This window comes from Shewanella frigidimarina NCIMB 400 (assembly GCF_000014705.1).
Lineage (GTDB): Bacteria > Pseudomonadota > Gammaproteobacteria > Enterobacterales > Shewanellaceae > Shewanella > Shewanella frigidimarina.
Map to the genome: position 1 here is coordinate 1,553,447 of NC_008345.1, position 21,874 is coordinate 1,575,320.

The 21,874-nt window shown below is 43.3% G+C and carries 13 protein-coding genes; 3 read left to right on the top strand and 10 right to left on the bottom strand.

Annotation, left to right across the window (positions count from 1 at the left end; all coding sequences use genetic code 11):
- Positions 1–72 precede the first annotated feature (72 nt).
- From SFRI_RS06720 to SFRI_RS06765, 10 genes are all read right to left on the bottom strand, one after another.
- The gene (locus tag SFRI_RS06720) at positions 73–2,736 is read right to left on the bottom strand and encodes a beta-glucosidase (RefSeq protein ID WP_011636781.1); all 2,664 of its coding nucleotides are present in this window, start codon (positions 2,734–2,736) and stop codon (positions 73–75) included.
- A gap of 15 nt (positions 2,737–2,751) precedes the next feature.
- The gene (locus SFRI_RS06725) at positions 2,752–3,513 is read right to left on the bottom strand and encodes a DUF6445 family protein (protein WP_011636782.1); all 762 of its coding nucleotides are present in this window, start codon (positions 3,511–3,513) and stop codon (positions 2,752–2,754) included.
- A 9-nt stretch (positions 3,514–3,522) separates the two neighbouring features.
- Positions 3,523–5,010, bottom strand: coding sequence for a tryptophan halogenase family protein (locus SFRI_RS06730; RefSeq protein ID WP_011636783.1), 1,488 nt, complete (start codon positions 5,008–5,010; stop codon positions 3,523–3,525).
- A gap of 42 nt (positions 5,011–5,052) precedes the next feature.
- On the bottom strand, positions 5,053–6,072 hold the full coding sequence (locus SFRI_RS06735) for a cupin-like domain-containing protein (RefSeq protein ID WP_011636784.1): 1,020 nt from the start codon (positions 6,070–6,072) through the stop codon (positions 5,053–5,055).
- Positions 6,073–6,077: 5 nt separating this feature from the next.
- Complete coding sequence (locus tag SFRI_RS06740; protein ID WP_011636785.1) at positions 6,078–6,800, bottom strand: SapC family protein; 723 nt, start codon at positions 6,798–6,800, stop codon at positions 6,078–6,080.
- A gap of 110 nt (positions 6,801–6,910) precedes the next feature.
- Positions 6,911–8,488, bottom strand: a complete 1,578-nt coding sequence (locus SFRI_RS06745) for a tryptophan halogenase family protein (RefSeq protein WP_011636786.1) — start codon at positions 8,486–8,488, stop codon at positions 6,911–6,913.
- A gap of 311 nt (positions 8,489–8,799) precedes the next feature.
- Positions 8,800–11,736, bottom strand: a complete 2,937-nt coding sequence (locus SFRI_RS06750) for a TonB-dependent receptor (protein WP_011636787.1) — start codon at positions 11,734–11,736, stop codon at positions 8,800–8,802.
- A 494-nt stretch (positions 11,737–12,230) separates the two neighbouring features.
- Positions 12,231–13,238, bottom strand: coding sequence for a LacI family DNA-binding transcriptional regulator (locus SFRI_RS06755; protein WP_041412857.1), 1,008 nt, complete (start codon positions 13,236–13,238; stop codon positions 12,231–12,233).
- A gap of 55 nt (positions 13,239–13,293) precedes the next feature.
- Positions 13,294–14,622, bottom strand: a complete 1,329-nt coding sequence (locus SFRI_RS06760; RefSeq protein ID WP_011636789.1) for a glycoside-pentoside-hexuronide (GPH):cation symporter — start codon at positions 14,620–14,622, stop codon at positions 13,294–13,296.
- Between the two features lie 91 nt (positions 14,623–14,713).
- On the bottom strand, positions 14,714–16,045 hold the full coding sequence (locus SFRI_RS06765; protein WP_011636790.1) for a GH1 family beta-glucosidase: 1,332 nt from the start codon (positions 16,043–16,045) through the stop codon (positions 14,714–14,716).
- A 382-nt stretch (positions 16,046–16,427) separates the two neighbouring features.
- Here SFRI_RS06765 and fucP point away from each other — a divergent pair, with 382 nt between their 5' ends.
- From fucP to SFRI_RS06780, 3 genes are all read left to right on the top strand, one after another.
- Complete coding sequence (gene fucP, locus SFRI_RS06770; RefSeq protein ID WP_011636791.1) at positions 16,428–17,735, top strand: L-fucose:H+ symporter permease; 1,308 nt, start codon at positions 16,428–16,430, stop codon at positions 17,733–17,735.
- A 9-nt stretch (positions 17,736–17,744) separates the two neighbouring features.
- Positions 17,745–20,387, top strand: coding sequence for a glycoside hydrolase family 3 protein (locus SFRI_RS06775; RefSeq protein ID WP_011636792.1), 2,643 nt, complete (start codon positions 17,745–17,747; stop codon positions 20,385–20,387).
- 139 nt (positions 20,388–20,526) lie between these two features.
- Complete coding sequence (locus SFRI_RS06780; protein ID WP_011636793.1) at positions 20,527–21,603, top strand: glycoside hydrolase family 16 protein; 1,077 nt, start codon at positions 20,527–20,529, stop codon at positions 21,601–21,603.
- Positions 21,604–21,874 lie beyond the last annotated feature (271 nt).

Sequence of the window (21,874 nt, forward strand, 5' to 3'; positions counted from 1 at the left end):
CGTTTTGGTTCTGCCTGCGCCAACACGATGTGGCGCAGGCAGTTTTTGGTTTTAAGATATTAAAATGAACCGCTACGGTTTGGCTTTATGTTGGTAATCAAAGGTTTTACGTAAACGAATATCGGCAACTGATGCGCCAATCATCACTTCAAATTGACCTGATTCAGCGAGCCAATTATTGGTATTAACATCCCAAAATGATAAGTCGCGTTGGGTTAGCGTAAAGCTAGCTGTTTTGGTTTCACCGGCCTTTAACCATAACTTATCAAAGCCTTTTAGCTCTTTTGCTGGACGCGGTACGCTGGCTTTAACGTCGTGCAGATACAATTGCACTACCTCGGCACCATCGACTTTACTGGTGTTCGTGACATCGACTTCAACGGTGATAATGTCATCGTCAGCAATGTCATCATTTGCCATGTCATTATTTGCAATGTTAGCGCTTGAAAGACGGATGTTGCTGTAATCAAATTGGCTGTAAGACAGGCCGTGGCCAAAGGCAAATAACGGCGCAATATTTTGTTGTTCAAACCAGCGATAACCAATAAATACCCCTTCGCTATAAAGTGATTCAGTGGCGTTGTAATCGTTTAACGCGATTGGCGCGGTGTCAGTGAGTTTTTTCGGTAAGGTTATTGGCATTTTACCGCTAGGGTTTTGATTGCCCAATAACATATCCGCGTAAGCATTACCGGCTTCCATACCGCCATACCAGCCCCACACAACCGCTTTAGCGTTATCTGCCCACGGCATTTCTACCGCAGAGCCGCCAATCATAAACACCACAGTATTTGGATTCACTTTGAGCAGTTTGGCGATGACCTCATCTTGTTGGCCAGGCAATACCATGTCAGGTCTGTCGATAGACTCGCGGTCATCAGCATGACTTAAGCCACCAAAGTAGATCACCGCATCAGCTTTCTTGGCTGCGGCTAAATACTCTTGTTCGGTATTGTACAAACTGTTGGGCGTTTCCCAGCCTAAGGTGGCTTGCTTGTCGCCTTGGTAACGTAAACTCACTGCGTAAGTCTCACCAGCAGTTAAGGTCATGGCTTTACTGATAACATGTCTTTGGTCTGCTTGGGTGGTGGCAATTAGCGGTTTATCGTTAATGTACAATGCTACTTGGCCGTCAGCTTTTATGTTAAAACTGTGGCTGCCCGTTTCAAGAGGTTTGATGTTGGCTTTAATGTCGACAAACTGTTTTTGGCCTTTGGCATTAAATTGCGGATCGGCTATCCATGACTCACTGGCAAGCTGGGTCATCTTGTTGTCATTGTAATAATTAATTTGCCACGATGGCGTGCCAGTCCAATGACGTGTGGTTAAATAGTCATTGGGTATCGGCATAAATTGGCTGCTGGCTGGACGCATTAGTTGAATGTCGACCTTGTCACCCAGCTTGGCTTTTAAACCAGCTAATGGGCTGATTTCGTAGAGTGCTTTAACTTCTGATGAGCCGCCACCAAATCCATGGCGTTTATCGGCATTAGGACCAAGTACCAAGACATGTTTAAGTTTGTCAGCATGTAGCGGTAATACCTTGTTATCGTTTTTAAGTAATACAATGCCATTTGCAGCCAGTGTGCGGGCATCATCACGGTGAGCTTGAGTGTTACGCTCGCCGGATAAACGGTGTTTATCCATCATGCCGATGCTGAGTTGCACCCGTAAAATACGGCGGACTTTATCATCAAGTACCGATACTGGTACTTTGCCAGCGTTAATCATCTCTAGTAGCGGTTTTGCCATAAAGTAATCGTCAAAATCAGCGACATCTGTGCCCATTTCAATATCAAGGCCGTTCATGGCGGCATCATAAGTGTTGATGTCGACGTTCCAGTCGGTAAGCAACACCCCTTGAAAGCCCCACTCGCCTTTTAAAATAGTATTGACTAAGTGCTCGCTCTGATTGGCGTTAGTGCCTCTAAATTCGTTATAGGCGCCCATGATGGCATGTACGTTGGCTTGTTTTACCGCCGCTTCAAACGCTGGTAAATACACTTCACGCAAGGTGCGCTCATCAGGTTTGGCATTTACTTTTGTGCGGTTTAGTTCTTGGGTATTAAGGGCATAATGCTTTACGGTGGCGCCGACATCATTGGCCTGAATCGCTTTGATTTCGGGCACCACTAAACTCGCCGCTAAAAACGGGTCTTCACCCATGTATTCAAAGTTACGCCCGTATAACGGTAGGCGCGCGAGGTTTACACCAGGGCCCAAAATAAGATCTTTATTGCGATGACGTGCTTCGGCGCCAAGCACATTGCCGTGCAGCGTGGCCATGTTAAGATCCCAACTGGCGGCGATTGCGGTTAACGGCGGTAAATAGGTCGAGTAATCGTTAGTCCATCCTGCGGGTGCCCATGAGTTGCGATCGATCTCGTAGCGCACACCGTGTGGGCCGTCTGACATCCACATTTCATGTATGCCTAAGCGCTCAATAGCAGGTATATGAAACTTGCCCGCGGCATGCACCAAAGACACTTTTTCCTCTAAGGTTAACTGAGGCAATAAGCGGTTAATGTCATCTTCGACTTGGCTAATACGATCGCCAATACGCAGCTTTTCATTATCTGGTAACACCGTTAATGCATGTAAGGTTTGTGGGGTAATGGTTGGGTGTGCTGCTAATGCAGCATGGCTGACACCTAAGTATATAAGTGATGAAACACATGCTGTAAGCGCTTTCTTTTTATGATTTGACGAGATGTTGCCGTGCTGTGGCTTAGCCATAACGAGGTCCCTGTGTTATTTGAAATTGATAAAGATATTCGCGGTAAGTCGTCCCGTTTTAGGACTGCTATCGATGTCGGTTACTGGGTTGACTAACGTCGAGTGGAGTAGGTTACCGGGATAAATGACTAAGCGGTTTGGCCGATAATGAACCTGATGATAAAGGGTGTAGTGATCATTACTATCAACCACATAATCAGGCATCAGCGTTTGTTGTGCATCGACAACCGGCTGTGCCTGATTAAAGTAATGGTCAATGTTATGTGGTGATATCTGCTCATATTGCGTGGTGTTATGGCGAAAAAATCCGGTATCACCATGGTCGCCATTATTGAGATAGTGCAGAATCGCAAAATAGTGGGGGTCTGGGGTGTCAAAGTGTGGCATGCATTGCAGCGGCAATAAACGTTGAGCAGGCTTGTCGATAACCGAAAACACGCATTGTTGGGGCTTTAAGCGTAACGAGTGTGGCACCTTGTAGGTGTCATATATCAACTGATATACCGCATTAATTACGTCGATTACATATTGTTTGGGCAGCGGTGCGCGCTGCCCTGGATAGTATGAACCTTGGTCTTGATTAAATTGACTATCATCTATCGCAATATCAATTAGCTGCGACAGATCTGCGCCAAAGTCATCAATGATAATCACCGGCGTTTGCTGTTGGCCAATAAATTCAATATGGGGCGTAAATGGCCCCACATTGATAATACTCTTGCTTGATAGAGTACTCTTGCTTGATATCGTTCGGTTGTTCGATGAGTCGGTTGTCATGCTACAACCTTACATGCTGGTTGATTTACAGTAATGCTGCACAAAATCATGGTGTGCTGGCAAGGTATCTACTTTACGTTTTACCGTTGCTTTAATGCTGTTTAAAAAGCTGGTTAATTCCGCTTCGTCCATCATGTCGACAATAGGGTGATATTCTTTTGGCATTAAGCCTTGGCCCATCATCACTTGGATCCACGAGCTTTCGCCAAACAATTCATTGCCGTATTTATAGACTTTGCCTGATTGACTGAACATGTCTATACGATGTTGTAATGAGGCTGGAATCGGCATGTTTTTACAGTAACGCCAAAAGCGACTGTCTTCGCGATCGGTGACCTTGTAATGCAAAATAATAAAGTCGCGAATGTTATCCATTTCAACTTTAGTTTGTTGATTAAATTCAGCAATATCGGCATCAATAATACCTTGCGACGGGAACAGCTGTAATAGGCGCACTATGCTGCGTTGGATCATATGAATGCTGGTGGATTCTAAGGGCTCTAAAAATCCGGCAGATAAGCCAACAGCGACACAGTTTTTGTTCCAATGTTGGCGACGAGTACCGGTTTTAAACTTAATCACCCGAGGTTGATTAATCGGCGCGCCTTCAATGTTGTTAAGCAGTAACTCTGTTGCATCGGTATCAGAGATGTACTTGCTACAAAATACTAAGCCATTGCCAGTGCGGGTTTGCAACGGGATACGCCATTGCCAACCAGACTCACGGGCAATCGAGCGAGTATAAGGAATAGGCTTTTGTACCGCTTCAGTTTGTACTGCAATGGCACTGTCGCACGGTAACCAGTGGCTCCAATCTTCAAAGCCAGTGTTTAAGGTTTGTTCAATAAGCAATGCTTTAAATCCGGTGCAGTCGATAAATAAATCGCCTTCAATTAACGCGCCATTTTCAAGCTTTAACGCGCGGATATTACCCGTGTCGTCATGTTGTAATACGTCGGCAATTTTACCTTCGATGCGGGTCATGCCATGGTGCTCGGCAAATTTACGCAAAAACTTAGCGTAAAGGCTCGCATCCATATGGTAAGCATGGTTGTAATCTTGATTGGGTAGCACGGCAAATCGGCCTTGGCGAGCAGCTAAATGCTCGGTGCAATAGTCGCCAATGTCACTAACCAGGCCTTGTTGTTTGCCCTTAAGCCAAAAGTGTTGAAAGCCACAAGCCCAGCAGTCTTTACCTAAAAAGCCAAATGAATGCAGGTAGTCTTTGTTGACGTCATGCCAGTTTTCAAACTGGATACCGAGCTTGAAGGTAGCATTAGTGGCCGCCATAACATCTTGTTCTTTTAAGCCCAGTAAACGATGGAAAATATGCAAGGTTGGAATGGTTGCTTCACCGACACCAACAGTGCCAATTTCGTCAGATTCTACTAATACAATTTCAAGATTTTTGCCCAACAGTTTGCTAAAGGCGGCTGCGGCCATCCAACCTGCGGTTCCACCACCGGCAATGACAACTTTTTTGATTGATTTATTCATCTTGGGCATCCTGTTTGGCTTGATATCTTGCTGTGTTCAGCATTATCGTTTTAATTTATTGATTAAGTCTGCGCGTATTTTGCGGGCCGTTAATTCGTCTAATGGCTTAGTTTGCATGCCTTTCACATTGTCGGGAATATGACTGTCATCGACATCGTCATGATCGAAAATGTAGTGTTCAAATATCGATTTCCATGCTTGGCGCTGAGCTTTAGGCAGAGAGCGTAAGCTTAATATGCTGTGCAATAAGGCATTGTTAGGGCGGCCTAAAAAGCCAGGAGTATCGCGCCACCAGTGGGTAATGAGTACGTTAAAATCATCGACGCCGCGAACATGGTGCCACCACATGCTGGGAATAAATAACACATCACCAGGGCTTAGCTCTGCTGTTAGGCTGGCGTCTAATGCGTGCTGAAAACGCGGGAAACGTTCAAAGTCGGGGTTCGCCATATCAACGAGACTGATGTCTTGGCCACCGGGTGCCAGTTCCATTGGGCCAACATACAAATTACTAATTTGTTCGGGTGGAAATAGGGTAAAGGTACGTTTTCCGACCACGTTACACGCTAGGTTTAGCGGAAAGTCATAATGAGCAGCGACCTTGGTTTGATTGCCCAACCAAATACTGGTTAAGGGTTGCATGGGCGCTAAATCTAAACTGTTTTGTGCCCCTAAACCGGGTAAACATTGGTGAATGTCGGTCGAGCCCATGTACATTCCGGCAGGCATGTCTTTAATCATTTCTTGGCTTAATCGGTCAAGCAGTTGATTAAAGTCCAATCGGCCAGCTTGATAATTAAAACCATCAAGTTGTTCATTGTAAAACACTCTACCGTGTTGTTCTGGCGGGACATAATATGCGGTAACAGGCATGCCTTGATAAAACTGGCGCAGGTAAGTCATCGCGCTTTGTGCTGACTCTAATCCTGCCTGGACTAACGGCCAATGGTGACACAACCCCTTAAATACCATAGGTTTGTCGGCATCACGGATTAAATCAATGACACTCTCTAATGTACATTCATTGATGTGTTCGACGTGCTGAGTATTGGCCGCTGTCATCACTATTAACCTTGAGCATTCTTGAGGTTAAGTAAGTCTCGTACATTGCTTTGCGAGGCTAATGTCATGTAAATGGCTTGCAAGTAACCTTGCTGGTGCAGCTTTGCTAATGCATCAGCAGACAACCCGGCTAAGGTTTCTTCATTGATGGTATAAAAACCGATCATCTGATTTTTTTGACCGTTGTCTAACTCAATATCTAAAGTGAAGGATTCCAGCAATTGATGTTCAATCAAGGCATCGACAAAGCGTTGACCATCTTGTAAACCATGATGGATGACCTCGAGAATTTCGCCGACTTCATCGAGTAATGGGGTGTTACCACCGTAAGGTAAAAACAAGGCTTCACCCTCGGTTTCGCTGACTCTAGGGTGGTCTAAGTCCACATGAATAACGCGTTGCTGACGTTCTACACCATCTTCTAGTACGGTTTGTTGGCCAATTAGAAAAGGTTGGCGACGCACAGTAAGCGGCACGTATGATGCGCTCCAACCTTGATCGCTTAAAAACACGTTGTCATTCTGCTGAAAACCAAAAAGTGCCACCGCGTAAAATTGGCCTGTGGCAGTATCTTTATGAAAAAAGATAGGATAGTGGGCTTGCACGCTGCGAAATTCTTGCGGGAATGTCACGCTGTACCAAAGGTTATCGCCTAGTGCAGCAGAGCGATGAGTCATCACTTTTACGTCTTTATGTTCAATGCTGTTTAGTAATACATGTTGGCTCATTTTGATGTCCTATCTTGTTCGTTCAAATACGTCGTATTTTTATGATTATTGTACGTGAATCTTGCTTGTAATCTTATTGACGTTGTTATCGTGATTATTTATGTCATGTCTTAAAGCTTAGGGAAACCATATTGCGCCACTTTATCGAGTAACTCGCGATTAGTCGGCAGATTTTTACTAAGTGCTTGGGTGCGTTGCTGGTTGTCATTAAACAGTCGCTGTGCCAATTGCTGCATCGACGGTTTTACATGTGTGGGTAATTGGGTGTTAAAGCTCATACCATAAAGCACATATTGAAAACTGGCTGCCGGAAATAAGGCTTCTTTATAACTAATATCTTGTTGGCTCGGTGTTTGATAACGCCATAATTCCAGCATGGCTTGTAAGCTGTCGGGTATTGAGTTTGACTCACGATGGTCGCGCCAATAGCGATCCTCTTGACGTTGACTGATGACATAATGCAGTTTTAAAAAATCGATAATTTGTTGCCAATGTTGCTGATAACGCTCGTTAACTCGTGCCGAAATAGTATCCATCACCATGCGGTTTGGCGGTAATTGCTGGGCCAAGGTAGATGCAGTCCATTCGATTAATGCCAAAGCCGACGCTTCTAGTGGTTCAATAAACCCTGCCGCCATCCCGATAGCAATACAGTTATTTTGCCAGCATTTAGCACGATAACCTGGATTAATGGCCAGTTGTCGTGGCTCCAATTTGTCTGCTGCCGCGCCATCAACACCGAGGTAATTAAACAGAGTTTTCTGGGCATCTATATCGTTAGTGTGGCTTGATGAGTATACATAACCGACACCTTTACGTGTTGGTAGGCCAATATCCCAAATCCAACCGTTTGGCTGTGCAGTTGAGTGGGTGCAAGAGGCAATAGGGCTATTTGCATCAGAATAGGGGACTTGTATCGCTAGTGCGCGATCATTAAAAAGCACCGATTTTTGGCTTAAAAAGGGCACTTGTAAATGTTCACCTAACAGTAGTGATTTTGCGCCGGTGCAGTCGATAAATAACTGGCCACTAATTTCGCCATTTTGCTTGGTAATGAGTTTTTCGATGTCACCATGCTGGTTATTAATAATTTGGCTGACATGGTCGCGAATATGGGTGACGCCGAGTTTTTGAGTGCAATGCTCGGTGAGTAACTGGCTAAACTTGGCGGCATTAAGGTGATAGCCGTAGTTATTTTGAAAATGATACTGGGCTGTGACAATGCTTTTGGGGGCTAAACCAAGCTGAGTTAATACTTGCTGGCTGCAAACGGCTTCGGCAAAGCTGACTTGTTCTGCATGAGGCAACCAGTATGGGCATAAGTCGAGTTCTTGGTGACCGTGAGGCAAACTAAATGGGTGCAAATAACTGTCTGCGACGTTGCTTTGTGGGTCCTTGCACCAATTGATAAACCGAGAGCCCTGTTTAAAGCTGGCATCACATTGGCGAATAAAGTCGTTTTCATCGATACCAATTTTGCTCAGGGTTGAGCGCATCGAAGGCCACGTGCCTTCACCTACGCCAATAGTGGCCACATCCGGTGATTCGATTAAGGTAATATTGAGTTTGGGAGAGTGAGCTAAAACACCTTTATCAACATTATGTTCAGCGGCTAACAAACCGGCAGTTATCCAACCAGCGGTGCCGCCTCCAACGATGATTATTTCGGTTATTGGTTTTTGCATCATCTTTACCTACGCTTTTGGCGTGATTATTATTTTTATTCTGATGAATCTAAAAATCTGATTGCTTATAGAACATGTTAGGTAGCATTCAATAAAATGTAAGCACATTCAAGTAATAGTTTTTTTATGTTTTTACGTACATGGTTTCAAACTGTTTAACGCAAAAAATAGTAACGTCCTTGTTACTCAATGTATTGCAATAAAAGGAGGTGACAAAAGTTGGCACCTCAACGACCTGAAAGGGTACTTGAGTGAATTCCGTCTAACACTTGAGTGTTAGCCGAAATATCACTCAATGACTATTGCATTATCGGTTAGAAAGTATAACGAGCACCTAAACTATAACGTGCGCCAGTTTCGGTTAGGTTTAACACTTGCTCGTCAGCACGACCGTGAACACGGATGTACTCTTCAGTAATGTTAAGTCCTTCGAAAAACACCGTTAAGCCTTCAACAGACTCGACATCATAGCTAACAGACAAATCGATTTGCGAGTAAGCTTCTGTGTACTGTGGGTTAGCGCCAGTACCTTGACCTGTAGAGTTTAAGAACTCATCACGCCAGTTGTATGCGATACGGGCTTGGAAACCATAATTCTCGTACACGAATACCGCGTTAGCGGTGTCACTAATACCGATTAATGCTGATTGTGCATCAAATGAGAAGTTGTCGTAAGCCTGATCACTATTAACCAAGGTGTAGTTGGCTATTACACCAAATCCGCTTTCGCCGAAGAAGTGTTGTGCCGCAAACTCCCAACCATCAATGACTGAGTTATTAGAGCTGTTTGATGGCGTCGAAATATTAAAGTTCAACAATTCATCATTATTAGCAGCACTGCCGCTAATAATTTGATTCGTGACATCTACAGCAGCATTATCAGCATAATTTGCGAAAATATAATCACGAACAGCCCCTGCTTCGGTTGTACCCGTTGCGGCCACAGCAGCTTTATATAAATCACCAGATGCTGGGTTATAAATGCCGTTAGTGGTTTTAACTGTTTCAGAACTGATAAAGTTTTTAGTGTCTTTACGGAAGTATCCAACAGACACATAGCTTGATGGGGCGTAATACCACTCAGCAGAGAAGTCGATATTTTCTGATTCTAATGGCAACAATGTAGGGTTACCTGCAGAACCACCACCATTACTTCGATTGGCAAGCGTCGCTAATACCGTACCGCCTTGAATATCTGTGTAGCTAGGACGACCAATGGTTTCACTGTATGCCGCACGAAGCATGACATCTTCTACTACTTCAATATTAAAGTTGAAGCTTGGTAGTAAATAGTCGTAATCACCGGTTTTGGTTTCAAATACTTGCTCACCAGTACCCACTAATGCAATTTCAGTTTCAGCAATCCAGTCAGCGCCATTATATCCTGCAACGGCAGCGGTCGAGGTGACATCAGTTTGCTCATAACGAAGTCCGAAATGCACATCATATGGCATGCCGGCAATTTCATTATCGTAGTTGTACTGTACATAAACGGCTTGTGATTCTTCTTCAGTATAACGATCTGTTTCAGCTGCATAATTAGTAGAAGGGCAGAAGCCATTACCACAATCACCGCTTACTGCAGAAGCATAGTTTGCTGCTGCAAAATCACGTACTGATGCAAAATCCCACATGAAAATGGTATCTAAAACGTCAAAGTTACCGTCTGACAGAGAGAAATCGCCGCCATTAGCGTCAAATTTGTCATGAATGGTATCAGCTGGGAACCATGCATCTTCAAAGTCACCTGCAGAACCTACTCCACCCCAATCGTTACGCTGAACGTTGACGCTTTGTGAGTGGTTGTTAACGTTAGTTAGCGCTACACCAAAGTCGATGCTACCTGCATCTTCAAATAAGTATTCACCGTCAAATTGGTATTGATCAATTTCAGACTTATTACGTGCGTTACCAAAAACAGAACCGGTAAGCATCATGTCTGCAGGTGTCACTGCATTACCACCACCAACAGCAAGTACAGGTAAGTCACCGCTAAAGTCAGTTGCCGCGCTGGTACGCACAAACGCTGCAGTACTTAAATTGTTGTTTGAACCATAAAGGTTATTCGGTTTGTTTTCAGCAACCGAGTTGTGCGCATCAAATGTCAGCTTTAAGTTATCTGTTGCTTGCCATTCAAGGTTAAAACCTAAAGAACCACTTTCGTTACGTACGCCATAGTCACCAGCAGCCATAGATAAATCAGCAGGTGAATCATAAGTTTCAGAGTAAATAAGTGGTGAGGCGATAGGGCCATCAGACCATACGTTTTCAGACGGAACGAAGTTAAACCATGCTGATACGTCATTCGATTGAGTGTCGATGTCGTTACGCATGTAGGTATAGTCTACGCTTGCGACTACACTATCAACCGGGCTGTACTGTAATACTAACTGGCCGTTAGTACGGGTACGTTGTTGTTCTTCAAAACGATAAACAGTGGTTTGCGGAACGGAATAAATATCGCTATCACCAGGACGATTAACTTGGGTGCTGTCTTTAGCCACTCCGCCCCAATCACTGTTGTCAGCAGAACCTGGGAAGCTACGCCAGCCTGTGCCAACCTGTGCTTGTTGGTTACCACTTTCACGCTCTTGGTAACTGGCCGATAGTGAAATACCAAATTTATCATCTGCAAACGTGTTTGAGTACAAACCAGATAATTCAGGGGTTACTGAGCCATTATCTGTTGATTGGTCATCAACCGCTTTTACACCAAAAGTGGCTTTCAACCCCGGAGAGCTGAATGGCTTGTGGGTTAAAATATCGATAGTAGAACCGATACCACCGGTAGAATCTGAGGCTTGGCTGGTTTTATGAACTTCTACACCGCTGATACTTTCAGATGCGATGTTAGCAAAATCAAATGAGCGCGAGCCTGTAGTGACGGGCATTTGACGACCATTGAGGGTGATCAAGTTGTAATCAGGACCAAAACCACGCACTGATACTTTACTGCCTTCACCGTTAGAACGGTCAATCGATACACCTGTAATACGCTGTAACGATTCAGCTAAGTTAGTATCAGGAAACTTACCAATATCTTCAGCAGAAATAGAGTCAACGACTCCACTTGATGAACGCTTCACATCCATTGATTTAATTAAACTGCCACGAATACCAGTAACCGAAATAACTTCGATATTTTCGTCACTGACTTCATCAGCAGCATGAGCTGGTAAGATACTGCTCATACCAAGGACAAGCGATAAACTGGTCGCAAGCTTGGTTTTGTTAAATGTTCTTGTTTTCATCTAGGAAATCCCCATTGACTAGATTTTACTTCTCTCAATATTGCGGGTTAGGCGCAAATCGTTTTTTTTAATTCTCCATCGGCGCGGTAAACATTATTTATAATTAGTTGTCATATAAAACATCAAATGTAAGCGCTTACATAAAACTAGTGTAAAATGTGACCGCAGTCAACAAAAACAAGTTTTAATTATTACATTTCATTAACCGAGATGTTTACTTAATCATACACTAGTTTTTTAGCTGTTGTTTTTAAATGGTTTTCTATTTATGGGTATTTTGCGTAAAAATGTAAGCGCTTTCTTTTAGTGGCGTAATTGTTAATGATTTAATTTGTAAATTGTCTGATAAATCGGCTGACAAAGAGGGATCTAAAACGATTAAGTTGGCCGTTCAATAGATAAGGATTTTCGGGAATCATATTATGCGGAGGCTTTTTACATAAAAAAGCACAAGCAATATACTGCTTATGCTTTTTCTGTTTAGGCTAAGTCTATTAATCGTGAGAAATGGCTTGAGATGAACTTCGTATAAATAACTCTGGCTTAAATGAACTCTCAACAATTACTTCTTTGTCATTATAGACTTCTTGAAGAACCCATCGTGCCGCCATTTTGCCCATTTCGTGAATAGGGTTACTCACGGTAGATAACTTGGGCGAAATATACTGTGGGAAGGGGATGTTATCGTAACCAATAAATGAAATGTCATCAGGTACGCGGATTCCGTGTTCTAAACACACCGCAATAGCCCCAGAGGCCATTTGATCATTCGCACACACAACTGCAGTGATGGTTTTATTCATCGACAATAAACGTTCCATCGCCTCACAACCGCCAGCTTCTTTAAAGTCACTTTCAATGCAAAGGGTGTCATCAAAATCGATATTGTATTGTTGCAATGCTCGTTTATGCCCTTTTAGACGATCTCTCACGTCGAGCTTAAACAATGGCCCTGAAATGTATGCGATGTCTTTATGGCCAAGTGATAAAATGTGCTCGGTAGCCATGAAACCACCTTGTTCATTTTCAAGATAAACACAGCGTTCTTTGATAGCGTCGATATAGCGGTTAATAAATACCACAGGTGTTGAGCCTTTACTGAGTTCAATCAAGTAATCGTCTGATACAGCCTCAATATCCAAAATAAGGGCATCACAGCCGCGACTCATTAAAAACTCAACCCCTTCTTTTTCTTGCTTCTCGTCACTATGACCAGCAGCAATAATCACGTGCTTGTTAGCTGTTCGAAGGGCTGTTTCAATTTCTGTCATCATAGGACCATAAAAAGGCCCGTCAAGCTGAGACACCAAAACCCCGACACTGTTTGAACAGTTCGAGGCAAGCGACTGTGCAATGGTATTAGGTCGGTAACCTAAGGCTTTCATTGCATCGAGTACTTTTTGTTTGGTTTTATCGCTGACTTTGGTGTTGTTGTTCATGACTCGGGACACAGTCGCCAGAGACACACCAGCCATTACGGATACATCGTAAATAGTTGCCATATAATGAGTATTTAAAAGCCATCTTGGAGCACATGGCTCCAAGACTAACATGCTTTTATTTTGCTTCTCTATTTAATTCTAAGTGAATTTGGTCCACTTTTTGATTATCTAAGGTGTACCAACGCATTACAAAAGCCACCACTAATGAACCAATAGCAGGGTAAATAGTGAATGATAATAATATTCCTTGCTGAGTATGCTCCGTCTGCATGGTATCAGGCTGATAACCATAACCCGCTAATAACCACCCCGCAGAAGCGCCACCAATGGCGACACCCAGTTTGATAAAGAAAATCACTGAAGAATAAATCATCCCGGTAATACGAACGCCGTTTTTATATTGGCCATAATCGACAACATCAGCCATTTTTGCCCACAATAGTGGGGTGGCCATGTTGAAGGTAAAGCCCCAGATAATAAACATGCCAAAGGCGAGTACGACTTGATCGCTAGGTACAAAGTAGCTCACTACGCACATCGCTGCCGCAAGGAGTTGCAAGGTGATATAAGCTTTAACTTTACAAAAGCGTTTAGCCAAAGGCTCAGCTAAAATACAGCCAAATATATTACCGACCATTCCTAGGGTGATAAAGAGGGTGATGGAGTCTGGCATGTTAAGGAAATATTTAACGTAGTAAATGGCTAAACTGGTGCGTAACACCATGCCTGATAATAAACATACTGCTGCAATAGCAAGCACACGCCATTGGTCATTTTTGAGCATGTCGGTAAAGTCTTTCTTAAAGCTAGATTGTTGATCAACCGGCGGGTGTAGGCGTTCCTTAGTGCCCCAGAAACAGGCTAAAAACATCGCAACGCCTAAGATGCTCATGGCGGTAATCGTCAGTTGATAACCTTTAGCTTGGTCGCCTTCACCTAAGTACTCAACAAGGGGTAAGGTTAAGCCTGAAACGAGTAAGCCGCCCAACATCGCAAATACAAAACGGTAAGATTGTACTGACACTCGCTCTTTTGGATCGGCCGTTAACACGCCGCCTAATGCACAATAAGGGATATTAATGGCGGTGTAGACCATCATAAGTGCGGTATAAGTGACGAAGGCATAAATCATTTTGCCGTCTTCGGTTAAGTCTGGGGTGGTAAAGGCTAAAACACTGATAAAACCAAAGGGTAGGGCAAACCACAAAAGATAAGGTCTAAACTTACCCCAGCGGGTATTGGTGCGGTCTGCTAGCGCGCCCATTAACGGATCGGTAACCGCATCAATTAAGCGTACTGCTAAAAACATGGTGCCGACAAATGCTGGCGAGATACCGAAAATGTCGGTATAGAAAAAAGTTAAAAACAGCATGACTGTTTGGAACACAATATTACTGGCAGTGTCCCCGAGTCCGTAAGCTATTTTTTCTCTGGTGCTTATCATACATGCCTCAATTATTGTTATTTGTTAAAATGATGCGACCGTTTGAATAGAACAAAGCCGTTTATACAACGGCTTTGTTCTGATTAACATATTATTTTCGTGCGTTAATAAAATCTCTATAAGCATGTGCACTGGCTTTTAAGGTGCGTTTTTGAGTTTCGTAGTCTACATAGACAATCCCAAAACGTTTTAAGTAGCCTTCAGCCCATTCAAAATTGTCCATTAAACTCCATGCAAAATAGCCGACAACATTAACACCTTGTTCAATGGCATTATTTACTGCATTTAAGTGGGCGTTATAGTATTCGAGTCTGTCTTGATCATCCACTTTACCTTCTATCAATTTATCGTCCATTGCTGCGCCGTTTTCGGTAATGTAGATCGGCGGTAAAGGATAAAGTGCATGCAGTGAAGTCAATAAATCGGTAAAGGATTGTGGGTATATTTCCCAGCCGATATCCGTTTTAGGTTTGTCGACCATATCAATTTGGCTAAAACCAGTGGCTGGATCTGCTTTGTACACTGCTCGGGTGTAAAAGTTGATGCCTAAAAAGTCGATAGGTTGAGCAATAATATCAAAGTCGCCTTGTTCAATAACGGGCATATCTTCAGTGGCGAAGTCATTAATAATCTCAGGGTAGCAACGGTCAAACAGTGGTTTGATATACCATTGATTAAAGTATTGGTCGGCTTTACTGGCTGCTTCAACATCTGCGGCAGAGTCTGTTGCGCTATAACAAGGCGTGAAGTTAAGCACGATACCATTTTGGCTATTAGGGCTATTTTTTTGCAATACTTTCATGGCTAAACCATGAGCCAATAATAAATGGTGTGCAGATTGACGACCAAATGCTTTAGTGGCTAAACCTGGTGCATGAACACCAATTTCATAGCCTAAATATGAACTGCAAAATGGTTCGTTAAACGTGGCGTAAGAATACACTCGATCGCCAAATGCTTGAGTAATTTTGTCGGCATAGTCTGCAAACAAATAAGCTGTTTCACGATTTAACCAGCCACCATTATCTTCAATATGTTGTGGTAAATCCCAATGGTATAAGGTCACAAAGGTTTTAATGCCACGACGATTTAGTTCATCAAGCAAATCAGTATAAAACGCGACACCTTGTGGATTGAGGCTGCCATCTTTATGCATTACGCGTGGCCACGAAATGGATAAGCGATAAGCGTCAACGCCCAGCGACTCAATTAAATCGACATCTTCACGCCATAACTTTACATGCTCGCATGCTTGCGAGCCGTCAGAGTTATCACGAATTTTACCTGGCGTGGCACAAAAGGTATCCCATATACAAGGAAGACGATAATCCACTGCGCCTTCAATTTGAAAAGAAGCAGTCGCCACACCAAAGGTGAACGCTTTTGAATGCATTTTGGAATCGGCTGGTAACATAATTTTCATATTTAAATTCACTTAGTATTAATTAATTGTGTCTATTTTTATGACTAACTTATTACGTTGAAACACCCTGATAAAAGGCCTTGTGCTACGTTAGCTACGCAGTAAAAAATAAGCTCTCGCGTTTAAAAATCGTTGACATCAGTTATCGATATGTTAAAAATGAAAGCGCTTACATTGAGATTAGTGATTAATTATCCAAAGGTCAATAATTGATTTGGCTAATTATTAAATCCTCATCTGCTTGCACAAGTGTGGAAATGATCATCAGTTAAATGTCTAGGGTTTACGGGGAATTAACTCTTGGCGTGAGATTATTGGTATCCATTCAATGGCGTTATGTACTGCAACCCAAGATAACTATTAACAACAATAAGGGAATGTCATGGCGACTTCACCGCTTCAACCTGAGTTGGCAAATGCCGATTCAACTCACCAGCAGGGTAACTTTCGTTTTGCCTTGATAGCGTTAACCTCGTTATTTTTTATGTGGGGTTTTTTAACGTGTTTAAATGATATTTTAATCCCTTACTTAAAAAACATGTTCGACCTTAATTACACCCAAGCAATGCTAGTGCAGTTCTGCTTTTTTGGTGCTTACTTTATTGTGTCAATTCCTGCTGGCGCGTTAGTGGGTAAGATTGGTTATCAAAAAGGCATTATTACCGGGTTAGTGATTGCTTGTGTGGGGTGCTTACTGTTTTATCCGTCGGCCAGTTATGGCTCTTATAATATGTTTTTATTCGCGTTTTTTATTCTTGCATCGGGTATTACTATCTTGCAGGTGTCAGCAAATCCTTATGTGAGTGTGTTAGGCCCAGCCGAAACCGCATCGTCGCGGTTGACCTTAACTCAAGCATTCAATTCATTAGGCACCACAGTAGCGCCATTTTTTGGTAGCTGGTTAATTTTGTCGACCGTTGAACATGACAGCAAAGTCACTGAGGTTGGCGAAGTCATCGGTCAGTTGTCTGTGCAGCAGCAAGCGAGTGCAGTACAAACGCCTTACCTTATTTTAGCCGCTGCATTATTCGTATTGGCATTCATTTTTATGCTGCTCAAACTACCTTTGTTGGGCAAGCGCGATACTCAATCAACTGCTGCGGTAAAAGGCAGTGCATGGCAATATCCGCATTTGGTGTTGGGTGCAGTCGGTATTTTTGTTTATGTTGGCGCAGAAGTCGGCATAGGCAGTTTTCTTATTAGCTTTATCACTAAAGATGGCACCGGTGGAGTGTCTGAATCGCAGGCGGCGCATTATATTGCCTATTATTTTGGTGGTGCTATGGTCGGCCGTTTTATCGGCGCTGCAGTGATGCAAAAAATCAAAGCAGGCAAGGTGTTAGCATTCAATGCGTTATGTGCGTGTATTTTAGTTGCAGCGGCAATCTTGAGTGCTGGTACGGTTGCGATGTGGGCATTACTGCTGGTGGGCTTGTGTAACTCAATTATGTTCCCAACCATTTTCAGTTTAGCGCTACAAGATTTAAAACGACACACCAGTCAAGGTTCGGGCATTTTATGTTTAGCTATCGTTGGTGGGGCGGTTCTACCGTTATTGCAAGGCATGCTAGCTGACAGCATGGGAATTCAATTTGCCTTTATTTTACCTTTATTATGCTACGGGTTTATTGGTTATTACGGTTTGATTGGATGTGATGCAAAACGTCCAGTATTCGCAGATAAGGTATAAGGAAAGATCATGAGATTAACTCAATTACCGCTTACTGCTAGCGTCAATAAGCCTACTAAAACAAGCTTAGTTGCTTTAGGAATATTGCTGGGATTAAGTGGATGTGGCGAGAATAACAACGTCAATCAACAAGATAAACAAACTGCAGTTACCCCAGCCATGGTTGATGATACAGCGGCTAAATCTTCGTTAGCCATTTGGCCTGATCTTAAGCCTGCTATCGCCAAAGATGATGCTTTAGAAGCCAAAATTGATGCGTTAGTGGCTAAAATGACCATTGAGCAAAAAGTCGCGCAAATGATCCAACCTGAGATCCGTGATATTACCGTTGAAGACATGCGTAAATATGGTTTTGGTTCGTATCTTAACGGTGGTGGCGCATACCCTAACAATGACAAACACGCGACACCGGCAGATTGGATTGCGCTCGCTGAGTCTTTGTATCAAGCATCAATTGATGACAGTGTTGATGGGATTAATATTCCAACCATGTGGGGCACCGATGCCGTACACGGTCATAACAATGTTATCGGCGCGACGTTGTTTCCGCATAACATTGGTTTAGGAGCAGCGAATAACCCTAAGTTAATTGAACAGATTGCCGCTATAACGGCAAAAGAAGTGATGGTGACCGGTATCGATTGGGTATTTGCACCCACAGTTGCCGTAGTGAGAGACGATCGCTGGGGTCGAACTTATGAAGGTTATTCTGAAGACCCACAAATCGTCAAAGCCTATTCTTACGCCATCGTTGAAGGTCTACAAGGCTCAGTTAATGGTGACTTTTTATCTGATCAACATGTGATTTCAACCGTTAAGCACTTTTTAGGCGATGGCGGCACTGAAAATGGCATCGATCAAGGCGATAATATTGCCAGCGAACAAGACTTATATGACATACATGCACAAGGCTATGTGGGGGGACTCAATGCTGGGGCACAAAGTGTTATGGCATCATTTAACAGCTGGCATGGGGTTAAAAACCATGGCAATAAATATCTGTTAACCGATGTGCTTAAAGATAAATTACATTTCGATGGTTTTGTTGTGGGTGATTGGAACGGTCACGGACAAGTCGCTAACTGTACCAATGAGTCGTGTGCGCAAGCCGTTAATGCCGGTTTAGATATCTTTATGGTGCCAACGGTGGCGTGGAAACCTTTATATGAAAACACCATAGCGCAGGTAAATAATGGCGACATTAGCCAAGCGCGTATTGATGATGCGGTTAAGCGTATTTTACGGGTTAAGTTCCGTGCGGGTTTATTTGATAAGCCAAGCCCTGCCAATCGTCCATTATCGGGCAAAACAGAATTAATTGGCCAAGCAAGTCACCGTGACGTTGCCCGTCAAGCCGTTCGTGAGTCATTAGTGCTGCTTAAAAACAATCAAGGTTTATTGCCTTTAGCACCAAACGCAAAGGTGTTGGTGGCGGGGGATGCCGCGGACAATATCGGTAAACAATCTGGTGGTTGGTCAATTACGTGGCAGGGCACTGATAATCAAAATAGCGACTTTCCTGGTGCGACATCAATTTACGCTGGTATTAATAAATTGGTGACTCAAGCTGGCGGTAAAGCAACATTGAGTGTTGCAGGTGAATTTGATCCACAGCAGAAACCTGATGTTGCGATTGTTGTGTTTGGTGAAGAGCCGTATGCAGAAGGTAACGGCGACATTGATAACTTAGAATATCAACGTGGAGACAAGCGTGACCTTGCTTTACTGCATAAGTTAACAGCGCAAGGTATTCCCGTGGTATCTGTGTTTATCAGTGGCCGCCCCATGTGGGTTAATGCTGAGTTAAACAGCTCTGATGCATTTGTCGCCGCTTGGTTACCAGGCTCTGAAGGTCAAGGCGTAGCAGATGTTTTATTCACTCAGGCTGATGATAAAGTTTCGCACGATTTTGTCGGTAAATTATCATTCTCATGGCCTGCGACACCACAGCAAACTCAAGTGAATGTGCCATTAGCTCAACACAATACCGAACAAGCACAAGCTGATTATCAGCCGCTTATACCTTATGGCTATGGCTTAACATATCAATCTACTGCCAGTGATGCGGTTGTGTTAGATAATTTGTCGGAAGACAATTTAGCTGCAACGCAAACTCTAGTCGACTTACCTTTGTTTGAGCGTGCAGTTAAATCACCGTGGTCAATGTACATTGCTAACGCGTCTGAGCGTCAAGGGTTAAGCAGTAGCGTTGCGCAAAACAGTGCACTAACCATTCGTACTATGGATCGTGTCGTTCAAGAAGATGCGCGCTTAGTGTCTTTTAATGGCAGCGAGCAAGGTACCGTAGGCTTAATTAGTAATTTTCCACGTGATTTAAGGGCTTACAGTAATAGTGATGCCGCGTTATCTGTGAGTATTAATGCAACTCAAGCACTGCAAAAGCCGTTATGGCTTGGTATGGCATGCGAAGGTGATTGCCGTAAGCAAATTGATATTGCCACGCAGGTGAATACTCAAGTCGGGGAATGGCAGAGTTTAAGCTTCTCATTGGCATGTTTTGCTGATGAACCAATGGACTTTGCTAAAATTGTCATGCCATTTTACCTTGCCACCGACGCGGCAGCTGAAATTCGTTTCAGTGATGTGGTTATTCAAGCTGCATCAACAGAAAATACCATCAAATGTAACTAACTTATCGCGAATTAGCCCTATCTGAGTCATCTGATAGGGCTAGTTTCACTAACGTTATATCGTAATAGTTGGCGACGTTTGTTGTTTGTTTTACTACAGCGTTAGGCAAAGAAAAAACGGTAAATGGGTAAGAACAAAAATGCAAAATCTCAATAAACATCATTCATTTGTATCCAGCTTAACCGCGTTAACTTTGTCGGTCATAGTTCTGTCTGGCTGTAGTGCTGATGATGCAACAGAACAAGCAACAGATACCGTGATAACCAATATCGAAGCTTCAGGTTGGCAACTGGTTTGGCAAGATGAGTTTGAGGGTAACCAAATAGACACAACCAAGTGGAGCTTTGCTGTTGACTGTTACGGTGGCGGCAATGATGAGGCTCAGTGCTATACCGCACGGTCTAAAAATGCTGCAGTTAGTGGTGGTCTTTTATCGATTACGGCATTACGAGAAACCTTTTCTGGGCCTGCTGTAAATGATTCTGATCCAAGCTATGACGTAAACGATACATCGAAAACATTAGATTACACCTCTGCTCGTTTAGTATCGAAAAACAAAGGGGATTGGAAATACGGCCGTTTTGAAATTCGCGCAAAATTACCACAAGGTCAGGGAACTTGGCCTGCGATATGGATGTTACCGACAGATTGGGTATATGGCCCTTGGGCTGGTTCAGGTGAAATAGACATTATGGAGGCCGTAAACCTCAAGGTTGTTACCGACGGTAAGACGCCAGAGTCTGCAGTACATGGCACATTACATTACGGTAAACAATGGCCCAATAATGTTTATACAGGGCAAGGGTATCATTTACCCAATGAACTCAATCCTGCGGATGCCTTTCATGTTTATGCTGTTGAATGGCAGCAAGATGAAATTCGTTGGTATGTTGATGATGTTCACTTTGCCACACAACAATCCTCTGGTTGGTACAGTCAATATATTGATGGCAATGGTGATTTGGTTAATGCTCCTGATGATGCACCGTTTAACCAGCCATTTCATATGCTACTCAATCTTGCCGTAGGTGGAGCATGGGCTGGAACCGTCAATAACACAGGTATCGATGAGTCAGTTTTTCCGCAATCGATGTTAGTGGATTACGTGCGTGTATATCAATGTGCTATTTCGCCGAGTTCGGGAGCAGGTTGTGAGACTATTGATAATAGTGTTGTACCCGTAACGGGTAAAAAAATGCCTGATATTGTTGAGTGAATCGGTTTACTTTATTCACTTAAGTTGTGTGAGGGGCGACAAATATAAATACACCATAAAGGGTGTTTAAAAATACGAATGTTAAGCGGGTTGCATCAACCATAATGTTGAGCCTGTTAAGTTACTATCGTTAGTTGTTAATTGTTCACCCAGTAGCTGAATACGAATGCAAAGATGCACTGTTTGCTTTGAGCCACGCTGCGGTTAGCTTAGTATCGAGCAGCATTTGTGGTGTTTTGGGGATATTGAGTCAACGTGATGGCTTTGTCAC